20 protein-coding genes are annotated in these 24,482 nt (G+C 37.8%); 4 read left to right on the forward strand and 16 right to left on the reverse strand.

From position 1 onward, the window contains the following. Window positions 1-27 precede the first annotated feature (27 nt). The 7 genes from AAC388_RS09750 to AAC388_RS09780 form a co-directional block, all read right to left on the reverse strand. The gene (locus tag AAC388_RS09750; protein WP_002117900.1) at window positions 28-462 is read right to left on the reverse strand and encodes an HIT domain-containing protein; all 435 of its coding nucleotides are present in this window, start codon (window positions 460-462) and stop codon (window positions 28-30) included. Between the two features lie 201 nt (window positions 463-663). After that, complete coding sequence (gene mfd, locus AAC388_RS09755) at window positions 664-4,125, reverse strand: transcription-repair coupling factor (RefSeq protein ID WP_342370523.1); 3,462 nt, start codon at window positions 4,123-4,125, stop codon at window positions 664-666. A gap of 134 nt (window positions 4,126-4,259) precedes the next feature. Next, the gene (locus AAC388_RS09760) at window positions 4,260-4,616 is read right to left on the reverse strand and encodes a hypothetical protein (RefSeq protein WP_342370524.1); all 357 of its coding nucleotides are present in this window, start codon (window positions 4,614-4,616) and stop codon (window positions 4,260-4,262) included. 81 nt (window positions 4,617-4,697) lie between these two features. Continuing rightward, window positions 4,698-5,630, reverse strand: coding sequence for a Dyp-type peroxidase (locus AAC388_RS09765; protein WP_342371570.1), 933 nt, complete (start codon window positions 5,628-5,630; stop codon window positions 4,698-4,700). A 143-nt stretch (window positions 5,631-5,773) separates the two neighbouring features. Beyond that, entirely contained in the window at window positions 5,774-6,556 is a 783-nt protein-coding gene (locus AAC388_RS09770) for a glutathione S-transferase N-terminal domain-containing protein (protein ID WP_080612997.1), read from the reverse strand. Between the two features lie 21 nt (window positions 6,557-6,577). Further along, complete coding sequence (gene rraA / locus AAC388_RS09775) at window positions 6,578-7,084, reverse strand: ribonuclease E activity regulator RraA (protein WP_005076226.1); 507 nt, start codon at window positions 7,082-7,084, stop codon at window positions 6,578-6,580. A gap of 12 nt (window positions 7,085-7,096) precedes the next feature. Continuing rightward, window positions 7,097-7,762: an NAD(P)H-binding protein gene (locus tag AAC388_RS09780; protein WP_342370525.1), complete on the reverse strand. Its 666-nt coding sequence runs from the start codon at window positions 7,760-7,762 to the stop codon at window positions 7,097-7,099. Between the two features lie 212 nt (window positions 7,763-7,974). On the opposite strand from AAC388_RS09780, the gene rpsT reads away from it, so the two are divergent. After that, the gene (rpsT, locus tag AAC388_RS09785; protein WP_002117906.1) at window positions 7,975-8,241 is read left to right on the forward strand and encodes a 30S ribosomal protein S20; all 267 of its coding nucleotides are present in this window, start codon (window positions 7,975-7,977) and stop codon (window positions 8,239-8,241) included. Window positions 8,242-8,298: 57 nt separating this feature from the next. On the opposite strand, the gene AAC388_RS09790 is transcribed toward rpsT, so the two are convergent. Both AAC388_RS09790 and AAC388_RS09795 read right to left on the reverse strand, forming a co-directional pair. Beyond that, window positions 8,299-9,033 carry a histidine phosphatase family protein gene (locus AAC388_RS09790; RefSeq protein ID WP_002117975.1) on the reverse strand — a complete coding sequence of 245 codons (735 nt, stop codon included), beginning with the start codon at window positions 9,031-9,033 and terminating at the stop codon, window positions 8,299-8,301. A gap of 57 nt (window positions 9,034-9,090) precedes the next feature. After that, window positions 9,091-9,948: a 3'(2'),5'-bisphosphate nucleotidase CysQ gene (locus tag AAC388_RS09795; RefSeq protein WP_342370526.1), complete on the reverse strand. Its 858-nt coding sequence runs from the start codon at window positions 9,946-9,948 to the stop codon at window positions 9,091-9,093. 294 nt (window positions 9,949-10,242) lie between these two features. Between AAC388_RS09795 and AAC388_RS09800 the strand changes: the two genes are divergently transcribed. After that, the gene (locus tag AAC388_RS09800; RefSeq protein ID WP_342370527.1) at window positions 10,243-10,611 is read left to right on the forward strand and encodes a hypothetical protein; all 369 of its coding nucleotides are present in this window, start codon (window positions 10,243-10,245) and stop codon (window positions 10,609-10,611) included. 59 nt (window positions 10,612-10,670) lie between these two features. Here AAC388_RS09800 and AAC388_RS09805 read toward each other — a convergent pair whose 3' ends face one another. The 7 genes from AAC388_RS09805 to AAC388_RS09835 form a co-directional block, all read right to left on the reverse strand. Continuing rightward, window positions 10,671-11,330 (reverse strand): SOS response-associated peptidase family protein, encoded by a 660-nt coding sequence (locus tag AAC388_RS09805; protein ID WP_205668416.1) that lies wholly within the window; start codon window positions 11,328-11,330, stop codon window positions 10,671-10,673. Between the two features lie 107 nt (window positions 11,331-11,437). After that, complete coding sequence (locus tag AAC388_RS09810; protein WP_342370528.1) at window positions 11,438-13,171, reverse strand: ABC transporter ATP-binding protein; 1,734 nt, start codon at window positions 13,169-13,171, stop codon at window positions 11,438-11,440. Between the two features lie 13 nt (window positions 13,172-13,184). Continuing rightward, complete coding sequence (locus tag AAC388_RS09815; protein ID WP_342370529.1) at window positions 13,185-14,327, reverse strand: ABC transporter permease; 1,143 nt, start codon at window positions 14,325-14,327, stop codon at window positions 13,185-13,187. A gap of 7 nt (window positions 14,328-14,334) precedes the next feature. Next, window positions 14,335-15,273 carry an ABC transporter permease gene (locus AAC388_RS09820; protein WP_000881922.1) on the reverse strand — a complete coding sequence of 313 codons (939 nt, stop codon included), beginning with the start codon at window positions 15,271-15,273 and terminating at the stop codon, window positions 14,335-14,337. 12 nt (window positions 15,274-15,285) lie between these two features. Then, complete coding sequence (locus tag AAC388_RS09825) at window positions 15,286-17,319, reverse strand: M3 family metallopeptidase (RefSeq protein ID WP_082182917.1); 2,034 nt, start codon at window positions 17,317-17,319, stop codon at window positions 15,286-15,288. Beyond that, window positions 17,320-19,143, reverse strand: a complete 1,824-nt coding sequence (locus AAC388_RS09830) for an ABC transporter substrate-binding protein (RefSeq protein WP_342370530.1) — start codon at window positions 19,141-19,143, stop codon at window positions 17,320-17,322. A 15-nt stretch (window positions 19,144-19,158) separates the two neighbouring features. Next, on the reverse strand, window positions 19,159-20,949 hold the full coding sequence (locus tag AAC388_RS09835) for an ABC transporter substrate-binding protein (protein ID WP_342370531.1): 1,791 nt from the start codon (window positions 20,947-20,949) through the stop codon (window positions 19,159-19,161). Window positions 20,950-21,080: 131 nt separating this feature from the next. Here AAC388_RS09835 and AAC388_RS09840 point away from each other — a divergent pair, with 131 nt between their 5' ends. Both AAC388_RS09840 and AAC388_RS09845 read left to right on the forward strand, forming a co-directional pair. Continuing rightward, entirely contained in the window at window positions 21,081-21,203 is a 123-nt protein-coding gene (locus AAC388_RS09840) for a hypothetical protein (protein WP_014206611.1), read from the forward strand. Between the two features lie 520 nt (window positions 21,204-21,723). Beyond that, window positions 21,724-24,438 (forward strand): TonB-dependent receptor, encoded by a 2,715-nt coding sequence (locus AAC388_RS09845; RefSeq protein ID WP_342370532.1) that lies wholly within the window; start codon window positions 21,724-21,726, stop codon window positions 24,436-24,438. The last annotated feature ends 44 nt before the right edge of the window (window positions 24,439-24,482 follow it).

Below are 24,482 nucleotides of genomic sequence, written 5' to 3' on the forward strand. Positions count from 1 at the left end.
TTCATATAAATGTGGCATTGCATTGATTTAGTCCATGCGCCAATCAAATGGCATATCACCTTGACCACGTAACGCAAGCATAAGAGTTTGACGCATATGAGCCAGCACATCATTTGTATAAGGAACCGCAGGTGTCCCCCATACTGGTTTAGGCCATGCAACATCATTCTGATAACGTACCACATGATGGAAATGCAATTGAGGCACCATATTCCCCAAAGCTGCAACATTCATTTTATCAGCACGGAATACGCGAGATAGCTGGCTAGATAACCAACTTGATTCACGTAAAAACTGTTCTTGGTCAGCTTGGCTCAACTCATATAGTTCTGTGATTCCCGGCACACGAGGGATTAAAATCAGCCAAGGGAATTGCATATCATTCATTAAACGACATGTTGAAAGCGGAAAATCGCCTACAAAAAAAGTATCTTGAGCAAGTTGTGGATGCAAACTAAACATATCTTTTATAAATGACAATAAACAATAATGGCTAATACTATCACATCAGTTTTGATGTGAGTATTGCTAGTGTCTGGTTTGATTACAAATAACAATGATTTTATGCACTTATTCCCCTAATAGACCGAGAAATCGTGCATAAAATTCTGTTATCAACATACAAAGGATTTATATAGAATGAAAATCACTTTAAAACACTATTTAAGCATGTAATTCATTCAATAATTTCGCTAATAAATCATTAATAAATTGGATTCGTTTTTCCTGCTCTTCAAGCTGAACCATAACCTTTAAACGTTGACCACCTTCCATACGATAATAGGTTGGATGCTTTTGCATGAGTTGAATAATACTGATGGCCTGAACAGGTGTATCAGGCGAGAATTCAATATTGCCACCTTGAGTATTAATATCGATTTTAGTAATACCTAACTGTTCAGCTTTCAGGCGAATTTGGTGAACACTAAATAAGTGTTTAACTGATTGCGGTGGAACCCCAAAACGGTCAATCAGCTCCATACGTATATTGTCGAGCTTTTCTTGGGTATCTGTATTACTAATACGCTTATAGAATAATAAACGCTGATGTACGTCACCTAAATACTCATCTGGAATCAGTGCAGGAATGTGTAAATTAATTTCTGCTGTTAATGATAAAGGTGCATCAAAATTCGGCGTTTTCCCTTGCTGAATCGCTTTAGTAGCTTTTTCCAGCATTTCCATATATAGGCTATATCCAATTGCCTGCATTGAACCACTTTGCTGTTCACCTAAAAGCTCACCGGCACCTCGAATTTCTAAATCTTCTGTAGCCAGCATGAAACCAGCACCAAGAGTTGAAGCACGTTGAATTGCATCTAGACGTTTTTCAGCATCACCTTTTAAATGCTTTATGGAAGGAACCAATAAGTAGGCATAAGCTTGGTGGTGTGAACGTCCTACACGGCCACGTAATTGGTGTAATTGAGCTAAACCAAGTTTGTCAGCCCTTTCTATTAAAATAGTGTTGGCATTTGGAACATCAATTCCAGTTTCAATAATGGTTGAACATACCAATACATTGTATTCTTTGTGGTAGAACTGTTGCATGACTTGCTCAAGTTCTCTTTCCCTCATTTGCCCATGAGCTACTGCTACACGAGCTTCAGGAACAAGCACACGAATATTTTCAGCTGCTCTCTCAATCGTATCAACTTCATTGTGCAAGAAATATACTTGGCCACCACGTAGTAATTCACGCAAGATCGCCTCTTTAATAGACGCTTCGGTATGTTCTTGTACAAAGGTTTTAACAGCTAAACGACGGGCTGGCGGTGTAGCAATGATAGATAAATCGCGCATTCCCGAAAAAGCCATATTAAGCGTACGAGGAATTGGTGTAGCTGTAAGCGTTAACATATCTACATCTGCACGTAATGCTTTAATACGCTCTTTATCACGTACCCCAAAACGGTGTTCTTCGTCGACCACCATTAAGCCTAGATCTTTAAACTGCACATTTTCTTGTAAAAGTTTATGGGTGCCCACCACAATATCGACTTTACCTTCAGCAAGATCTTCAATATTTTTCGTATGCGTTTTATTTGAACCAAAGCGTGATAGTACTTCGATACGAACAGGCCAGTCGGCAAAGCGATCTTTAAAAGACTCATAATGCTGTTGAGCAAGTAATGTTGTCGGTACTAAAACAGCGACCTGTTTACCATTTTGCACCGCAACAAATGCTGCACGCATCGCAACTTCAGTTTTACCAAAACCAACATCCCCACAAACAAGTCGATCCATCGGTTTAGCTTGTTGCATATCATAAAGCGTCGCTTCAATAGCATTGGCTTGATCAAGTGTTTCTTCATACGCAAATCCACTCGCAAATTGCATATAAAGTGACTGATCGACTTCAAAACCAAAGCCAGGTTTTGACTGACGACGTGCTTGTATATGTAGCAACTCTGCTGCAACATCATGAATTTGTTCTAAAGCTTTACGTTTAGCCTTACTCCACGCGTCAGTTCCAATTTTATGTAATGGTGCTAAATCTGGATCTCCGCCACTATAGCGACTAATGAGATGCAAGTTAGTCACAGGCACGTAAACTTTTGCCTCTTCAGCATAGTCTAGTTGCAAGAACTCATAATCTTGCCCTTCAATTGCCAAAGTAATTAATCCAGCGTAACGCCCTACACCATGGTCAATATGAACAACAGGAGCACCTATGCTTAATTCGGTCAAACTACGTATTAGGAACTCTTCTGAAACTTCTTGCTGACGTTTACGACGACGTTGAACTACGCGGTGCTCATATAACTGATTTTCTGAAATAACAGACAATTCATCAGTTAAAAGCAAACCACGGTCTAATGGTGCATTCGTAATCGCAATCGCAAACTGACTTTTCTGGAATTGCTCAAAACTATCTACACTAGGAATATCTCCCAGACTGGCACGCAAACCATCTCTTAAACTTTCTCGTCGACCAGCACTTTCTGCAACCAATAAAACAGGATGATTTGCTTCATCAATATATTTTTTAACCACGGCAAATGGTTTGTCTTTTTTCGGATCAACTGGCAACTTAGGTGGTTGCTCAACCTTAAGATTTAGAGCCCCAGCTTTTTCTTCAACTGCTTCAGTGCTTACAAGCATACGTGGGAACTGATTTAAAGCACTTAGTAAGTTATTTGGTGCAATAAATAACTCATCAGGTGGGAGAATTGGCTGGTCTGCGTTATGACGTCTATCTTCATAGCGACGGAAAACTTCTTTCCAAAAACTGGTTAAATCAGTATCAATATCATTATTTGTAATTACAATGCAATTCTTTGGAAAGTACGTTGTGAGTGTACTTTGAGATTGCATGTAAGTTTTATCAAAAAATAACGGTAAATAAAACTCAATTCCCGGAGATGCAATTCCATCAAGAACATCTTGGTAAATTGGGTTTTTCTTAGGATTTGCAGTCGGAAAAAGTTCAGAATAACGGTCTCTAAAAATTGAACGAGCTTCTTTTAATGGGAACTCTTTTGCTGGTAAGACGGTAAAACTTTTTAAAGTAGTTGTTGTTCTTTGCGTTTCTGGATCAAAGAATTTTAAAGTATCAATTTCATCATCAAACAGGTCAATACGGATAGGTGCATCCTGACCAGATGCAAAAATATCCATAATGCTACCACGTACAGCAAACTCACCATGGTCATAAACCGTATCTACTAAATGATACCCAGCTTGTACTAACCGTAGCTTCTGTTGTTCTAAATCAAATTTTTGCCCCACACGTATATCGAAATGCTCACCTAAAACCCAAGAATATGGTGCAACTCTTTGAGCTAAAGTGCTTGCTGAAACGAGCAATACACCTTTTTGCGGCATATTGGATAAAATCGCGAGTCGTTCTGAAACAATATCTTGATGAGGTGACAAGCGGTCATACGGCAAAATTTCCCAATCAGGGAAAATTGTCGGTTTTATGCCATAAAATTCAAGTTCACTTTCTAACTGAGCAACATGTTGATTATTTCGAGCTACTACAACAAGCAAAGATGAATGCTGAACGGCAATTTCTTTGAATAATAATGCAGCAGATGAACCTAATAACGACCCTACCCAACGCTTTTCACCGGCTTTGAGCTGTTGTAAATTCAATTGAGAGATTTCTTGTTGAAACATGTATATGGCTTTTATCAGCTAAAAAGATATGAGCTCAATAGTAGCATGATGTTTTTAGTGAAATGAGTTATTTTTTTGAAAATCAAACTACTAGTTGGCCCTACTTTTTATATTTTTTAATCAATCAACTATGATTATTTATCACGCAAAAACAAAACGTAATATTGATTTAATATTTGTATAATCGCTTTGAGTTGGAGTAGCTTTTCTTGAGTATTTTCCAATCTTACAACATAGCGCTGTGTTGCGATTTCTAAATCAATCTTTTCATTAATTTGTGGCGTAATTTGAAATAGCTTTTGAAGATTATCAAAATTCTGTAATTTACGGTTTGAGAAATATTCAAGATGCTCTGACCACTTTTGATTAATCACTACATCATTAATGATAGGCCCACGTTCAGAATCAAATTTTAATTGACTCTCTTGCAAGTAAAGTTGTTCTGGCGTTTCTTTTGAGCCTTGAAAAAGCTGCGTTATCTTTTTAAACATTTCATCACATCATATTTATTTCAATTTAAATAATGGAAGTAATCTAGTCACTCCCATCATTTGAGTCTTCTAAACTAACGACTATTCATCGCCTAAATCATCAAGAAAATCTACAGTCGGTACAAAAAATAAAGTACCTGTTTGAGCAGTACTAAAGTCAAGTAACCGATCTAGGTTACCATGCTCATTGCCTAAAAACATGTTCTCAAGCATTTGTCGGGTTGTACTAAATTTACGCGAGTAGCCAATAAAGAATGTGCCATATTCATTTCTAGACGGATTTGAAAAAGGCATATTAGCTCGCATAATTTTAAGTTCATTACCTTCTGCATCATGAGCTTTACTAACGACATTATGAGCCGTTAAAGGTTTTTCATCATCGCCGAGCTCAACATCATTGAACTTTTTACGGCCGATCACTTTTTCTTGCTCTTCGTCAGTTAATGAACGCCATTTGTCCATATCATGTGTATATTTTTGGATAAAAGCATAACTTCCCCCGATAAAGTCAGGGTCTTCATCGCCTACTAATGCCCACTGTGCTGCAATAACAGGTTCAGGGTTCTCTGTTCCATCTACAAAGCCAATAATTGCACGACCGTCAAAATAACGAAAACCATGTACCTCATCAATTGGATACGTTACTTTACCAAGCTGTTGATTAAGTATATTGCCCAGCTCGTAACATAAAGTCTGACGATCAGCACGTATATGGAAAAATAAATCACCCGGAGTTGAGACAGCCGTGTATTTCGGACCTCTAATTTCTTGAAATGGCTCTAACTCTTGAGGCTTGGATTGCTCTGGAAATAATATATCCCATGCATTGGAGCTAAAACCTAAAGTGGCATTAAATTTACTATCTGGGTAACGATTAAAGAGACTTCTGGTTAGTGCTGAAAAATTAGCAGCAAAATCTTTTACTTTTTCTATTACAGAATCACCTTGAGCTAGCCCCAATACAATAAATAATGCATTTTCACCAGGAGCACTCGTTACAGGTTGAATTCTCATACATTCCATAAAATATGCCTTTTTAGGTATTTAAGTTTATTAATTTAGCATACTCATATTTTTTTCATACAACCTGTTAAGAAATCTGATGTTGATAAGAGTTTAAGTAAAACGCCTTAAACCCTTACTCAAATTAACCTTAATCAACGTCCATATTGCTTTTTTAAATACTTTACGATTTGAGCCGACTCAAACATCTTCACTCCCGTATTTGGATCTACCAAATACGGCACCTGCATTTTATCTTGCATAATAGGCAACAGCTTTTCCCTTTTCCCACCTTCTAAAGGTATATATTTCCCTGGTTTTAAGCGAAGAATAGCAGGTCCCATATCTTGCCATCTCTCTTTTGCTACATTATGCAAAATATATGGAAGCTCAAGTTCAGAGAGTAGACTTCTTACAATTCGTGAATACGGACTTGCTTCAAAACTCCATAACTCAAGTTTTTGTTCAGGTGCAGCTCTATTAACAATTTTTTTATTTATCCATATTCCGCGAGCTCCATTTAATAGAGTTCCAGCAACTGCAGCATAAGGCATGTTTGGGTAACTCGAAAATTTCTGCGGCGTTTTCCCTGTCTTACCATAATGTTTAAATAAATGATGAATAATATCCTGTGATTCATATAGCTGATCGCCAGTATTTTCATCAATTAAAAATGGAAACTGTAATTTACCGCCTTTTTCTTTTACAACTGAACGATACTTTGTTCCACCTTTAGGACATGGATAAATTTCAACGTCCAGATTCAAAAGTGTAATCACTTCACGAACACGACGGCAAAATGGTGAACCTTCAAATTCATATAATTTCAAAGCCTTTACAGGTTGTTGTGGAAATGCTGTTCCTGAAACACCTCTACCACCTTCAGCAATTGCAGATACAACTGCTTGAAGTACTTTAATTTGATGAATCACCATCATGCCTTCCTTTATATTAGAGAATTAGACTAATTTTTCTTTTGCTATCACAATCCCATTATTATCAGCATAGATAAAATCACCAGATTGAATTGTGACTCCACCAAAATACAAATTAATATCTACTTCACCAATGCCTTTACGATTACTTTTTTGTGGAATTGCAGCCAATGCATGTACTCCCAAATCTAAGGTCGCAAGTGCATCAACATCTCTTACACAACCGTAAATCACTACACCATTCCAGTTGTTTTTAACTGCTGACTCAGCAATCAAATCACCCATGAGTGCACAGCGCATAGATGCACCACCATCCACAACTAATACTTTACCTGTACCATCTGTTGCCAATAACTCTTTTACACGTGAGTTATCTTCAAAGCACTTTACTGTTACAACCTGTCCCCCAAAAGTTTTACGAGCTCCATAACTTTGAAAGAACTTGCCATCCATTGATGGGATTACAACCTGTAAGCCTTTTTCAGGGTTATCATCTAATAAATCACATGTTACAAATGGTACTGTCGACACTTTAATACTCCCTTATCGAGTTTGTTGTATGCTCAGATTATCATATCGTTTAAAGGCTTCAATTTGCGTTAGCGCCGCTACGACCATCGTATGAGCCAATTGCTCGGCAGTTACTGGCTTATATTTGAATGGCTTTTGAAATTTATTCTCAATAAGTTTAAATAGACTCTGCCCTAAGTCTTCAATAAACCGTACATCGCTGCGTTTACCAATCAGTAAAGACGGTCTAAAAATAGATAGTTTTTCGAGTTCTAAGCTCTCAATATAATCTTCTAACTGTCCTTTCACTTTATTATAGAAAATTGGAGAGTTTGCATTTGCTCCAAGGGCACTCACTAGCAGTAAATGAATGTGCTTATCTTGCACTAGATCTGCTAAATGGGCATTGATTTCATAATCCACGGCATAAAAAGCCTGTTTTGAACCAGCCATTTTTAATGTTGTTCCGAGACAGCTAAAAGCATGGGTATGGCCATTCACATCTTCATCATTGAGTAATAAAAAGTCCTCTATAACAAGTTGAGTAACTTTTTTATATGTATTAAGTAGTTGTGATTCTTTTCTTACCACAACAGTAATCGCTTCAAATTCTGGTGTTTGCACAAGCTGTTCGACAAGCGCTAAACCCACAAGTCCCGTAGCACCTATCACAATTGCTTTTTTAGTACTTATAGTCATTTTTTATCCAACCCTCTTTAAGTTTGTATCAAATTTAACCTTTTCTTACCGTTTTAGCAGCCCCTAAAACCGCTTAAAATGCTCGCAAGGCTTGACTTCACGGTGTTGATTCATCACAATATGGCACTTGTTTACGGGCTGGTGATGGTTACACCAGTTTACTGAATTGACCACAGCCCGCCCAGACCAACTTATTTTCAAGGAGTGCAAGAGTGGCAAACTCTGCTCAAGCTAAAAAACGTGCGCGTCAAAACGTTACAGCGCGTAAACACAACGCAAGCTTGCGTTCTATGGTTCGTACCTACATCAAACGTACTTTAAGTGCAATCGCTGGTGGTGATTATGCTGTTGCTACAGAAGCTTACAAAAAAGCTGTTCCTGTAATCGACCGCATGGCTGATAAAGGCATCATCCACAAAAATAAAGCTGCTCGTCATAAGAGCCGTTTAAATGCTCAAGTTAAAGCGTTAGCTAACTAATTTGAACATGTAAAAAAAGCCCAATAGGGCTTTTTTTATTATCTATTGTTTTTGAGCTTATAGCACTTTATGAAATTTAGCTACATTCAGCTCATAGGCCTTTCCTCTCCAAATCCACTTTAATTTACAATTTGGAAACTCTTCACCTTCAAACCATACAAATAATCCTTCCATCATTTCCGGCCAGTCTTCTTTCTTAATTTTATTCTCACCAGAAATTACAGCAACAATTGCTGCAATAATCGTGTCATGACTCACGGCTAAACTAAGACCGCCTTTAGTTTTTGGATGAGTCCGGTAAATAAGCTCTAGTACATCTAAAACACCTGTAATGGGATGTTTCATACCAGGTAATGCATTATTTACAAAACTATTAATAAAACCTAAAGCACCCTGCTTTTTAAAATAAGGAGCAGCTTGTTGTATATCCAACACAAAGCTACCCGGTTCAACAAGTAGCCCTTGCTCAATAATTTCAATCGTATGAGTATTTGATTGGGGACTTACATCGTCAGCCCCTTCAATCATGAGTGCCGCCGTATCGACACAGCGTTGTATTGGACTTGAAATACAATGCTGAATAACACGATCTGTATTTTTGATTAAGTAATTACCCCATGCCTGCGCAAGCTCACGTCCTTGAGGAGTAAGTTGGAGATCATAACCAGCCAAGCCCTGCCCATCTACAAGTTCTCTTAAAGAATGGCGCGTAAATAAGGTTACAGGAGTTGAAGCATCGGGCAATAAATCAATTGCTTCAAACATACTTTTAGGCAATAAATCGAGTGCCATTTTTATCTTGTCATCTTTTTTCAATACTTTGCCACTATAACATGTCTGGCATAACTCTCAATCTATAACACCTGATTGGGCTAATGCTTCAAATGCTATTTTTTTGCTTTCCTGATCACGAAAAGCGATAAAGCCCTTATTTAAAACCGTGCTTCTTTGGTTATATTCAAAAGGTTTTCCATCAAGAGTAAGTAAACCACCGCCTATACTTTCTAAGAGACCTTGACCAGAACTGGTATCCCATTCAGAAGTAGGATGAAAGCGTGGGTAAATATCTATTTCACCTTCTAACATCATGCAAAACTTATAGGCACTCCCAGCTTCTCGTCGAATAATACGATGTTCTTTTTCTATAGGTTGAATAAATTTTTGGTATTTTGGATTTTTACTACCGTGACTAAGTCCTATTTGTATAGGTACATCTAGCGAAGTTGAACTAACCTGATATTGATACCATTGTTGTTGGCTAAAGCTATATTTAAAAGGTAAATCTTGTAGATATCCTAAGTACACAACTTGTTCACATGGCACAGCAATAACTGAGAAAACTGTTTCTTTGCCGTTGATCAAGCTTAGATTGATCGTAAATTCATCACGTTCATGTATAAATTCTTTGGTTCCATCGAGTGGATCTAACATCCAACAAGTAGACCATTCATGACGGGCACTATAATCACTTTCTTCAGACAATACAGGCAACTCTGGAGTAATCTCTGCAAGATGCTTTAATAAAAATCTATTTACCTTTAGATCTGCTTGGGTTACAGGTGAATTATCATTCTTTTCATGAATAGTAAACTCATAACCCGCTGAATAGTTTTGATATTCTTCTAGTAAAATCTGGCTCGCCTGTTCCAAAATCGGCAGAAGTTGATTAATTAAATTATCTTGTGGGCGTGTAGTTGTTATAAACATAAATATGCTCTACATAGTTTCATTTCTATTATAGGTGAATTATGAACAATTCCATATTCGCCAACAGTTTGATTTACTAAAATAGTAATTTATCTTAATCATTAGGCCGTTGCTTTCCGCCTATACTATTTAGTTAATATGCATAATTATATTATTTATAAAAGCCTTTATTCCGTACAAAAAACAATCTATAAGTTATGAAAAATAAACAACTTAAATCAGATTTATCCATTTCCTTTTCATATATTTCTTGGTATGTTCAAGGACACAATAACAAGATGGAAGAAAGTGCACATGATGCTATATGGATATCATTTCTCGACAATAGAACATAACTGGGAAGACCTTAAACCCTTAAATGAGTTTCTACAAACATTTGCAGATGATGATGGTGATGTCTCAACACGAGATAAAGAATCACTCAAAGAAATCATAGCGAAATCTGATACAGCGTTGGCTCTCGCTAGAGAAATGGGTTGGGATGGTAGCTATACAGGCTGTCCTTATCTATTCTGGTTACCAAGTAAAAATAGCCAATCTTTTGAATATGGTTTTGTATTTAAACAGACCTCAGATAATGCAACTTTTGTGATTTCACCGATTGAATTGAGCTATTTAGCTGAAGACTCTGAGGTACAAACATTAAGTAAAAATATTGAATAAGTGATATAGGTTATTGATTCAAATTTGAGATCAATAACCTCATCTTAATCTTAGATAGATTAGTCAAACATACTTAACTGAGGTGTAGGTTTTATAATTTTTTCTTTTGGGACATGAGAACATTCAAACTCTTCAACTGGAAAGCCTTCGATAAAGCTGGAAATATCTGGTGTTTCTAAACTTAACCATTCATCTAGTCGGTCGTGTGGAATCACAATAACTGATCGTTTAACATCGCCTGGCTCGTGAAAGTCTTTCATCATTGGATGGTCTATAGCGTCCATGGTCAACATACTTGCAGAACGAATAATCGTTTCATTCATTTTGCAAATTTCGTAGATTGCTGCGATGAAAAAAGCCTGCCCATCTTTACGGCGAACACCCCACCGCTCAGGTTTATCATTTATATACTTACTTTCATAAAATTCGGTCACTGGAATCACACCAAATTTACATTTAAGTGCAGCTTCTTGAAAACTCGGTTTTTGGAAAATAGTCTCATGGCGGGCATTGTAGGTATGTTTTGCTATGTTTGTATCTTCAGCCCATTTTGGAACCAATCCGAACATCACTTCACGCCACTCAAGCCCTTGTGGTGATTTAAATAATAGTGGCATTGTTCCTGCAGGATAAACCTCTTCGGCATAGCTAAAGCCGACCACAGGCAACTGAAGTTGCTGTAATTGGGCAAGCGTTAAAGGTTTAAAATTAGCGCACATAACAAGAATAAAATACTCTACATTTACTTCTTTTATTTTATAAGCATTTACCACATAAACCAAATAAAAAGGCACTCGAAAGTGCCCTTAACGACATAACTTTACGCTCATGAAACGTGTTGAATCCCTTGAGGAATCGCCTTTAATAGTCGTTTAGTATAATCATGTTGAGGATGTGCATAGAGTTCATCTGAATTGGCTATTTCTACAACCTCGCCATGATTCATGACCATGACCTGATCAGAGATATATTTCACGACCGATAAATCATGTGAAATAAAGATATAACTTAGTCCAAACTCATCTTGTAAGTCTTGCAATAAATTAAGTACTTGTGCCTGAACTGAAACATCGAGCGCAGAAACAGATTCATCACAAATTAAGATTTCAGGCTTTAGCGTTAAACAGCGTGCAATGGCAATACGTTGACGTTGTCCACCTGAAAACTCATGCGGATATCGGTAGTAAGCTTGTTCAGGTAAATTGACTCGCTCAAGCAGTCTGAGAGCAATTTGCTTGCGCTCAGCATCATCTTTACCAATACCATGAATTTGCATAGGCTCTAATAAAATCTGCCCGATGGTAAAGCGCGGATTAAGAGACGCATACGGATTTTGAAAGATGATCTGGATTTTCCGTTGATATTTAGCAAACTCTTTTTCAGTTAATGAAAGAATATCTTTACCTTCGATGAAAGCCTGCCCACCAGATGCCTGATGTAAGCGCATGAGTAATAGCCCAACAGTCGTTTTACCTGAACCTGACTCACCAACTAATCCTAAGGTTTTTCCTTTAGCCAGCTTAAAAGAAACACCTTTTACGGCCTGAAACTCTTCTTTGCCAAATAGACCTTTACGGCTATAAAAGCTTTTTTTCAGGTCTTTTACTTCTAAAATGATTTGTTCATCACCATTTAAGCCACGTTTGCGCTCGGGAATTTCTGAAGCATCAAAACTTTGCTCGACCAATACATCGTCTTCTTGACGCATAAAATCGCTGGTCACTGGTAAACGATAAGGTCTTTGTGACATTTGCGGGCGGCAATATAATAAAGCTCTCGTATATACATCTTTAGGCTGTTCAAGAACCTGTTCAGCAGCACCTTGCTCTCTAATCTCGCCATGACGCATTACAATGACTTTATCTGCAATTTCACCGACCAATGCTAAATCGTGGGTAATAAAAAGCATCGACATTTGACGGCGCTTACGCAATGACTCGAGTAAATCAAGAATTTGCTTTTGAATCGTGACATCAAGGGCCGTAGTCGGTTCATCGGCAATGAGCAGTTTAGGCTCACATGCAATCGCCATAGCAATCATGACACGTTGTTGTTGACCACCCGAAAGTTGGTTTGGATAGGCATCAATTTTAGTTTCAGGTGACGGAATACCTACTTCTTTAAGCAACTCTAAAACGCGTTGTCGGGCCTGTTTACGGCTCAATCCCATATGCAAACACAACACTTCTGCAATTTGATTGCCAACCGTAAAAACTGGATTTAATGATGACATCGGCTCCTGAAAAATCATGGCTATGTCTTTACCACAGATTTTGCGCATATCTTTACGAGATAAGCTTAGTAAATCTTTGCCTTCAAATATAATTTTACTTTGCTCATCAATTTTACTCTGACCTACAGGCAGCAATCCCATAGTTGCCAAAGAAGTAACCGATTTACCACTACCCGACTCACCTACTAAAGCAACCGTAGTATTTGTAGGAATATCAAAAGTAATTCCTTTTACGGTTTCAATATATTGCTTATCTTGACCTTTAAAACTTACTCGTAAATTTTTAACGTGCAATAACGGCGCATTCTTATTTTCTTGTTCGATCATTTTGATCTTCCTCTTATTTTAGTTTTGGATCTAATGCATCACGGAGCGCATCAGTAAACATTGAAAATGCCGTTACCAAAACAGCCATTGCGACAGAAGCTGCGACAAGCTGCCACCACTTACCTAAAAGTAGTTCACTTTGTGCTTCATTTAACATGCTCCCCCAAGACACTACGCCTACTGGCACACCAAAGCCCAAGAAACTCAAAATAACTTCAGATTTAATAAAAGAAACCACCAAAATTGACATTTGGACTAAAGCGATATGGCTGACATTTGGGAAAATATGAATGAACATACGGCGGAAGTGACCAACACCAATTGCTTTGGCAGCAAGAACGTATTCACGTGCCGTGTGTTTCATATATTCAGCACGTATTAATCGATAAACACCCGTCCAGCCCGTTAAACCTAAAATCAGAACAATAGACAAAATACCTTTTTGTTGAAGTACTGCAGCAATCGCGAGAACTAATAATAAATATGGAATTGAGGTAAAAATGTTATAAAACCAGTTGAGAATATCATCAACCCAACCACCGAAATATCCAGAAATTGCGCCTAAAAGTGTACCAATCCCTACTGCGATTAAAGCCGATATCACCCCAACAATAATTGAAGTTTCAGCACCTTTAATAGTTTTCTTTAAAACGTCCTGTCCCCATTTATCAGCTCCAAACACAAGGGTACTTTTCAGTTCTGCTTGTTGATCAAGTAAATGTCCTCCAAGTTGCTGATCGATCGCTTTCATATCATCGGCTAATGGGTCAACTACACCATAATAATCAATTGCACTTCCAGAGCTCTTTTCTTGTTTAATTTCAGCCTTAAGCTTGTTAATTACATCTTTTAAAGGATCAACTGGATTTTCTGGTAATTCCTCCCCAATTGCTGCTGCATTTTGTCCAGCTTCTGTTGTCTTGTCTGCCCCTATAAATGTGGGTGGCGCATAACTCACAGCAACTTCTTTATTCCAGTCAGATGCAATCACGCCCGTCATTGATAGAACCAAGATAATAAAATAAAGCAATACAATCACTAGCGATGACATTGCGATCTTGTCGGCCCGAAGACGACGCATGGCAAGTTTCCACAGGCCAGATGAATGAGCTTCGGCTTTTGTTTGTTGTTTTCTTTTTGATAAAACGCTCAGCATAGCCCACCTACTTCAACTGTACACGTGGATCAACCACTTTGTAGACCAAATCGGCAATCAGGTTAAAAATCATAGTTGCAGCTGCGATGTAAACTGTAATTGCTTTAATAACAGGAAAATCACTCCGCTCAACTGCAATAATCACCTCTCGACCAATCCCGGGAATACCAAAAAAACGTTCAATTAAAAATGCTCCTATGAGCAATGCAGGTAAAGTTGACATCACGTCGGTAATAATCGGAATTGAAGCATTACGTAGTACATGTACACCTAAGATTCGGCTTTCACCCACACCTTTAGCCCGTGCTGTTCGAACATAGTCCTGATTAATTTCATCAAGCACGAAACTACGATATAACCGTAAAGTCGGTGCAATACTCACCACCAGCATGATTAGAATTGGCAGTAAGGCAAACTTAAATAAGTTATCAGTAAAAGTGTCGCTCCAGCCTTGCACAGGAAACCAACTTAGCTGATAAGCCAGAACATATTGAAAAACGATAATGTAAACTAAGATGCTGATCGACATGCCAATAGTACATAGCATCATGACCATACGGTCGGTTAGAGAACCACGTACCGCTGCAACAGCCAATGCCAAAATAATTGAAATAACCGTCTGTAAAATAGTTAGTGGGATTAGAAGCGTGAGCGAGGGTCCCAATCGGGTTAAAATAATTTGAGAAACAGGTTCGCCAGTACTCCAACTCGCCCCATAGTCAAAAGTGAGAATCTGCTTAATAAAAATCCAGAGCTGAACGTAATAAGGCTGATCTACACCTAACTGCTTACGAATGTTTTCAATCTGCTCAGGATTAGACATCTTGCCCGCTAAAATATAAGCAGGATCGCCACCTACCCAGTTAAAAAGAATAAAAATAAGTAAGACTACCCCCAACATAGTTGGAATCATCTGCCATAACCGCCGAATAACATATGCCAGCATAGTGATAATTCCTTATTTAACCCGTTGTCCGGTAATTTCGTTAAAGAATGCTTTATTGTCAGGATCACGGCCAAGGAAATCTTTAACTAATTCAGCTGCTGGTTTTTGGCTACCTTGCGATAAGATCGTTTGACGGTAACGTTGCCCTACTTGTGGGTTATTAAGGTTATCCCCATAAGCAGAAAGCATGTCTAAAGCTAGAACCTCAGACCACATATAGCCGTAATAACCTGCTTGATAACCGCCCATCAAATGCCCAAACTGCCCCGGAAATTCGGTTGTTGGTACATAACCTAAAGCTGTAGCAGCTTCCATTTTTTGCCAATTTTCTAAAGGTTTTACTTTTAATGCATCAGCAGTATGCAATGACATATCGTACTGTGCATAAAGGGTCTGACGCGCATAACGCAAGCCACGACCATAGTTATGTACAGCTTTTAAACGGGCAATTAACTCATCGTCAACACGTGGGCAGGCTGGATCGCAATAATCGGCCACTTTAGATAAGGTTTCTTTACGGCGTGCCCACTCCTCATACATTTGAGATGGCGCTTCTACAAAATCACGTTCTACGGATGTTCCAGACTGACTCGCATAACGTGTATTTGACAAAATGCCGTGTAAAGCATGACCAAACTCATGGACAAAAGTTTCAAGCTCGTCACTGTTTAGCCCTTTACGATTAAAGTTCGTGACTAGGGCTGAAACTGGTAAGCGGTTTGTTAATGTACTACCACCATATACTCCCCAAACAGCGGCATGGCCATACTTCCCTTCACGAGGGAATTTATCCATATATAAGCCACCAAGGAGTTTTCCTGTTTTCTTATCAACTACATCGTAATATTCAACTTCATCCTGCCATGCTTTAACTTTGACAGGTTTAAAATCAATACCATAAAGATCAGATGAAATAGCAAACAACCATTTTTGAGCAGCTAAGGTTGGAAAATAATCACGAAGTTTTTCCTGATCGATCTGATATTTACTCTTACGAAGCTTTTCACTCCAGTAAGCTTCACTCCAACGTGTGATCTCGGTTTTTTCTAATGGTGTTTTTAATGTTTGTGCTTTAAATTCACGGAGTTCTTCTACTTCTTTACGTTCAAGTGGCGCTACTGTTTTTTGGACTTCTGCTAAAAATTGATTTACAGCCTCAGGCGTTTTAGCCATACGGTCTTTTAAAACCCAATCTGCATAACTTGCTTTTCCAAATAACTGAGCAAGCTCATAACGCAAATCAATTGCCTGTTTAAGTAGTTTTAAATTTTGTTCAGTACCCCGTCGCGTAAAGGCAATTTGATATCTTTTTCGGGCATCATCATTATCTGCCAACTCCATAAAAGGACGATATTCCGGATATTCAAAACCTAATAAATAGTTGCCTTTAGCATTTTTCTTTAATGCTGAAATATAACTTTGAGGTAAGCCTTTCATCTCTTCAGGAGTAAACTCAAGTTTCTCTGGATTATCACGGACGTTACGGGCATATTCTTGTTCGAGTTTGGTCAACTCATCCAGAATAGCTTTCATTCGTGCACGTTTTACTGGCTCAAGTTGAACGCCTGTGTCTTCAAACTGATCTAAGATATCTTGACGATATTTTTGGTCTATCGGATCAGTAGCTTTTGTATTCTTAATGACGTTATATAATTTTGAATTTTGAAATATATCAGTATGAAACTGATTAATTTTGATTTCACAGTCTTCTGCGGCCTTACGTAACTTTGCATCTGGGTCTACGTTACTATATAGACTTATAGGACCTGAGAAATCTTCAAAATGCGCAAAAACTTTATCCCATTTTGCCAATATAGGTGCCGCTGCTGCATTATCTTTAACAGGTGTTTTTTCAAAATTTGAAATCTCTTTCTGAATCTTTTTTAAATTCGCATCACACCATCCTGGAAGTTGTTGTGCTTTAAGTAATGGCAAAGTAGGACGTGTTGTTTCTGCCGTTGCAAATTGACTTATACCCATGGTCAACACACATAAGGTTGTCATTTTCAGTACATTATTTTTCATCGTATCTCCAATTTTTTTCATTTAATGATTAGATTTAGTATTTGTATCAATATCGAAATACATCCACTCTGCATGTAAAATTGGATGCTTCTTATATCCAATGATTTTTGGTTGAGCCAGCATATTCCGGTAGCGTGCATATGAGATTTGAACAGGCATATAGACTTCTAACAACCGTGTCATTTTTCGATAAAGCGCATCTCTCTCAGCACCTGCTTGCATTTGTTGCGTTTGGCGATACAACTGATCAAACTCTGGTGTAGAACCACAAGACCAGTTCGTCATATGTGTATTGGGTCCATAAAAATTTTGCATAAAATTATCCCCATCTGGATAATCGGCTATCCATGCAGAAGACCCGAACATCCCTTCACATTGTTTTTGCGCACGAATAAGATCTGCAAAAAGCATGGGTTTAAAGACCATACGTATATTCAAACTATCAAAATTTTTCTTCCAAAGTTCAGCGCTTTGCTGGCCAATACTGTCACTACGCGCCATATATTCAATGACCAGAGGTTTCCCATCTGGTTGTGTACGCCAACCTGAGGCATCTTTTTTATAGTGATATCGATCTAATAGTAAATTTGCTGCTTTCACAGAATATGGCGTACTAGTTCTGTATTGAGGGTCATTACCCACTACACCTGGTGGAATTGGAAAATGTAGACGCTGTGCATCATCGTTTCTTACTAGTTTAATTTCTTGATCTATTGAACGAGACATCGCTATCGCACGGCGTAAAGCAATTTTCTCCTTACTCATTCCCCCAACGACTGGATTTTTAAGATTCCAATAAATATAGCTAATTTCGGGGTCAACAATGCGAGATAACTGCACACCTTCTTTAGCAAGTTCAGGTCTTAGTTTGCCATCTTTAACCGCTTTTGCGACCAGTTGGCCTTCAAGCTGAAATATATCAACCTCACCACGCTGAAATGCTAGCCACCGCGATTGGTTTTCTTCCATCACCTGAATATCAATTGTGCCGATTTGGGGCATTTTTTTACCTTTAAGTCGCTTCACAATTGCCTGATCTTCAGGGCTGCTGGCAGTAAAGTTCCAAGTAAAGCCGCGATAATCAGGATTCGCTTTTAAAACAATGCGCGATGCTGGTACCCACTTGCTCAACACATAAGGACCTGTACCTACAGGGTGGCCCATTACATAACCGGCTTTGTCTTTATACTTTTCGATGACTTCACGTGCCACTGCACCTGTCGGGTCATGGGCGAGTAATAAAGGAAAGTTATAGTCTGGCTTAACTAAACGAATCACCAAAGTGTATTTATCAGGTGTTTGTAAACCACTTACCTTTTGATCATAGTTAAATTTTCCGGACTTATTGGCTGCTTTGACTAACGCATCCATACCTTCAATTTTGTTTTCTAATAACCAGCTATTTGGAGAGCGCAGATTCGGGTCCAATAAACGCTTAAAAGAGTACGCATAATCATTAGCTGTTAATTCTCTAGGTTTGCCTTTAAAAACAGGGTCTGGCGTAAAATAAATTCCCTTTTTAATTCGAATGGTATAGCTCAGACCATCGGCACTGACTTCTGGCATAGCAGTTGCTATTTGCGGAATAAGCTTTGCCGGCCTTGCTAAATAATCATAGGTATATAGAGTTTCAAATATCGATGTGGTTACATGCGCCGAATATAAATCATGGATATAAGCCGGGTCGAAACCTGTCTCAGCTGTTGGAAATACGTAACGTAAAACTTTATTCGGATCGGCTGGGCTTTTCGCAGAAATACTTGTAGATCCCGTTAAGGCCATACTAGCGAATAGCAAGCTGATACTACAGTGCTTGAGCTTTTGTTTTAAATTTTCAGTCATCATGATCTTTATCTAAAATTATTTTTTAATAGGAGTAATATCAAGATATTGCCAGTTTGTATTCATCATAGGATGGGGTTTAAAACCTTGAACTTGTGGCCGTACTAACCAGTTACGAATTCGAGTTACATGAACAATCCATGGGTTATCAGCTTCAATCTGGCGATTGAGCTTTTCATAATATGGTAGACGTTGTTTCGGTGGTAAATGAATGGCCTGAGTATAAAGAGCGTCATATGTTTTAGACTGATAACAAGCATGGTTTCCCTGACCAGCATTAGGTCCATAAAGCAACTGTGCAAAATTATCTCCTTCAGGATAGTCAGCAATCCATGCCCCACTCCAAATCATATATTTACATTGAGTTGCGGCTTTTAAGTTATCTGCAAAATTACTCACCTTAAAGTCAGCTCGAATGCCAATTGCATCCAGATTCTTTTTCCAGAGTTCTGAGTGGATAACTGAGGCGGAGCTATTTTCTGTATTAATTTTTAAGATCAAAGGTTTCCCGTTTGGCTGGGTTCTATAACCATCAGCACCTTTTTTATAACCATAATAATCAAGTAATTTATTTGCTAGTAGCGGGTTGTATCCTACGCTACTTTTATATTTCGGATTATAGCCATTCACACCTTCAGGTATAAACATTTCAGCCCGAATAGCTTGCCCTTTATAAGCTTGTTTTATACTTTCTTTTTGGTTGTACGACAAAGTAATTGCTCTACGAAGAGCTATCTTTTCTGGGCTAAAACCACCCATCACCGGATCACGCATGTTCATCATGGTATAGGTAATCTCAGGTTCTTTATTTGGATAGTGCTTAATTCCTCTCTTCTTAAAAGAAGCTTTAAGCTGATTTCCATCTAAAGCTTGAGGAACTGCACTCGCTGTAAGTTTGTCAAAGTCGAGTTGACCCGACTGGAAAGCTAACCATCTTGACTGCTCTTCTTCAATAATACTGACCACCACCTTTCCAATTTGTGGCATTTTCTTTCCAGACATTTCCTTAACAAGCTGGTTATCCCAAGGTGTTCCTGTCGACTTAAAGTTCCAGACAAAACCACGATAATCAGGATTGGCAACTAACTCGACCTTACTTCTTGGTACATACTTACTTAACATGTAAGGGCCTGTACCTACGGGATGCATACCAATACGGTCGCCGTAATAATCGACAACCTCTTTAGCAACTCCGCCAAAAGTAATATAGGCAAGAATATAAGGGAAATTATAGTCTTGGCGAGTTAAGGTAAATTGTAAAGTATATCGATCAAGTGCTTTGACTCCTGCAATTGGAGCAGCATAATCAAATTTTCCAGTTTTCTTTGCTTGGGCTACAACCGCATCGGCACCTAGTAACTTACCATCAATGAATGAAACAGACGGTGCTCTATTTTTAGGATCTAGAATCCGTTTAATTGTATAGACGTAGTCTTCGGCTACTAGCTCACGGCGTTTACCTTTAAAAGCGGGATCATTGGTAAAATAGATACCTGGCTTAATTTTAAAAGTATAAACTTTACCGTCTTGTTCCACTTTAGGCAGACTCTCTACTGTATAGGGAGCTAACTGTAATGGACGTGCCAGATAGTCATATTTGAGTAAAGGCTCAAAAATTGCCTCAGCAATATTAGCACTATAGAAATTGGTAGTTTTAACCATATCGAAACCATCATCTGGAGCTTCATAGGCAACATGCAAAATTTTGTTTGGTTGTGCTGGTGTAATTGCGTAAGCACAAGGAACTGATGTAATAGCCAGACTTAAAATGGCGAGCTTAAAAAATTTTAATTTCAAGTTCATACCCACGTAATTAGTTTTTTAAAAGATATTATCCTTTTGAGTAACATCTAAATCTGCATAAGAAAAGTTCTTTTTCAACAGATAAGCCTATTTGGGTTTAATTCTTTACTTTTCTATAAGCGTTTTTATTTGAACAAATGGAAAAACAAAGTCAAAAAACCCAATCTTTTGTAACTACTGAAAATAAAGCGAATTTCATGCCATTTATTAATATTCATCACAAAATAATTAATAATATTAGAAATTCATATTTTTATTAGGTACTTAAAATGGTTTGAACTATATAAATAAAAGTAACTTTTTGCCAAATATTATATTTGCATATGTTAATCATCTAATACCTTAAATGCACAAATAAAATACATTAATGACACATTATGATTCATATTGAGACAAGCCAAATTAACAAATAATTACAAAGTAAGTAATTGATTTAAAATAAAAAACACCACAAAACTCGACATTACAAATAGTATAACATTACATATAGAAAGGTTCTAAAACGATACATTTTTATTTATTAAGCATGTGAAGAGTCCAGTAATGTATATTTTTTATACAAAAAAATTTGAAACTTTTGGCCAGCGTTCAAAAATTTTCCAAACGGAAAATTTATTTTTGTTTAATAAAAGATGAATCTTTATGCTGAACCATAATAAAATCAATATATATCAATATTTTGCATAAACTAAAAAAAGAAAAATATATAGTTGGCACTTGCTTTGCTTAAAAACTTTCCAGCAATATCGCTAACGACAACAAAAAGGGATCAAATCCACGATGAAAAAAAAATACAATGTTCGATCTCAGGCAACCCCCAAGATCAGCAAAACAATTCTTAAATTAAGCACCCTTAGTTTGAGTATGATGTGTCTTACCCTGGCACAGGCAGCAGAAACTGAAAAATCAAGCACTGATGAAAAACCAACAAAAGTCGTAAAAGTTGCCGTTACAGGTTCTTCAATCAAAGGAGTTGCGGCACAAAGTGCTTCACCCATTACCATCGTAAAAGTTGATGAAATCTTAAAACAAGGGGTAACAACAACAGAGGAAGCATTAGCAAAGATCAGTGCAAACCAATCAAGTTTTGTTACTGCTCAAAATGTAGGTGCTAGTGGAACGGTAGGCTCAGCAGCTGACCTCCGAGGAATTGGTGCCAATAAAACCTTAATCTTACTTAATGGTCGTCGTTTAGCTGCAAATGCTTATGATAGTGGCGTTACCAACTTAAATATTATTCCGCTAGCTATGTTAGACCGTATTGAGGTCTTACGAGATGGCGCATCAGCAATTTATGGTACAGATGCAATTGGTGGTGTAATCAACTTCATTACTAAAAAACAATTTACTGGTTTAAACATCAGTGGAGGTTTGACACAACCAGAGCAAAATGGGGGGGATACACAAGATGTAAGTGTATTTGGTGGTTATGGTGATCTTGATGAAAATGGCTTCAATATCTTTGGTGTCGTTGATTATCGACATGGCAACGATGTTATGGCTAAAGATCGTAAAGTTAGTAAACGCGGAGGATTATTACCAGAGTTAGGTATTACAAAAGGTAGCAGTGGTAGTTTTCCTGCTAACTTTTATGACACAAAAACTGGTACCGAAGGAAACCCATATGCAGCTACAGGCTGTGGAAGTAATCCGCTCGTGTACGCTCAAGGTGGATTCTGCCGTTATAACAGTCAAGCAGTGATTGGAATTGTTCCAAAAACTGAAGATATCTCAGCATTGGGGCGTGCTACTTTTAAGCTAAATGACAATTTAAATGCTGTAGCAGAATATGTTTACGCACGTAATGAAATTACTACTTCTGTCGCTCCAGACGTTTTCTTCGATTTAACATTGAATCCTGATAGTAAATATTATCCAGGTAATGGAATTACACCTGCTATGAATAAAGTCAGTGGCCCACTTGAACTTTATATTCGTTCTCAAGCTGGTAATCGTGTTAGTTCTAGTATTAATGAGTCACATCGTGTATTCGGTGGTCTAGAGGGTGAAGCATTCGGTTGGGATATTAATACTGGTGTTACTTATGCTCATAGCGAAGCGGAAGATCGATTAAACAGTGGGTATCTTAACTACAACAGAACTCAAGAAGCTTTAAATAATGGTATTTTAAACCCATTCGGTCCACAAGCACCAGAAGATGCAGGCTTATGGGATACACTAGGAGTAACTGGTGCTTATTTAAAAGCAGATGTTGATTCAACTACTGTTGATTTCACTGCTAGTCGACCTATATTTACATTACCAGCAGGTGACGTTGGTTTTGCAATAGGAGCTAGCTATCGCCATGATGAATGGACCTCAAACGTGGTGTCTGAAGTGGCTAGTCAAGCACCAAGTACAGGGGTTGATCCTGATGAACCTACAAATAAAGGAAAAAGAGATATTAAAGCAGTCTTTACTGAACTGCATATTCCATTACATAAAACATTAGAAGCTCAACTTGCAGCCCGTTACGATGATTACAGTGATTTCGGAGATACGTTTAATCCTAAATTCGCACTTCGCTGGGAACCAATTAAACAATTAATGTTTCGTACCTCTTATAGCACAGGATTTAGAGCACCAACTTTATGGGAAGTAAATGCTCCTAACTCTATAACAAATACTTCAGCTTACTATAATGATCCTGTACTTTGTCCGAATGGCCCTCCTAAAAAACCGGGAGATACTCTTCCACCTGGTGGTGTTGCCAGCCGTGATTGCGAAACCCAATTTGACCGCAAAAATGGAGGAAATAAAGATCTTGACCCTGAAGAATCAAAATCATTTACTGCTGGCCTAGTTCTTGAACCAATTAAGAATTTAGTTCTAACCTTAGATTATTTTAATATTGAAGTTGAAAATCAAATTGCTGCATTACCTGAGAGTGATATTTTTAACAATCCAACAAAATATGCCGACAAGTTCGTACGCAACCCAGATGGAACGCTTAACCATATCATTACTACACAAGACAATATGGGTGATTTAAAAACTTCTGGTGTCGATGTAAGTCTAAATTATATAACCCCAATGACAGCAACAGGTCGATTTGGTTTTGGAATTGATGGAACTTATGTCATTAAATATAAATATCAAAATGAAAAAGATGGAGAATGGATTAGTAGTTTAGGAGCATATGTTGGAGATGCTCCAATTATTCGTTGGAAACATACTGCTAATTTATATTGGAATTACCAAAACTGGGGTGTAAATTTCCAACAACAATTCACTCGTGGTTACGATGACCAAAATTCAAGTTCTTCTGTTGCGGAAGGTTATCGTGATCATAAAGTAAGCGACTATACAATTTATAATATTTCAGGCACATACAAAGGCTTTAAAAATCTAGAAGTTACAGCAGGTATTAAGAATATCTTTGATGAAGACCCTCCTGCTTCAAATGTTGGTGACAACTTCCAAATGGGGTATGACCCACGTTATGCAGATCCTTTAGGACGTACTTACTTTGTACGAGGTACATATAAGTTCTAAATGGTTGTTCTGCAAACATGCCTTTAAACATTGTGTTTGCAGAA

Origin of the sequence: Acinetobacter sp. D009, from assembly GCF_038562025.1 — a bacterium.
GTDB lineage: Bacteria > Pseudomonadota > Gammaproteobacteria > Pseudomonadales > Moraxellaceae > Acinetobacter > Acinetobacter pittii.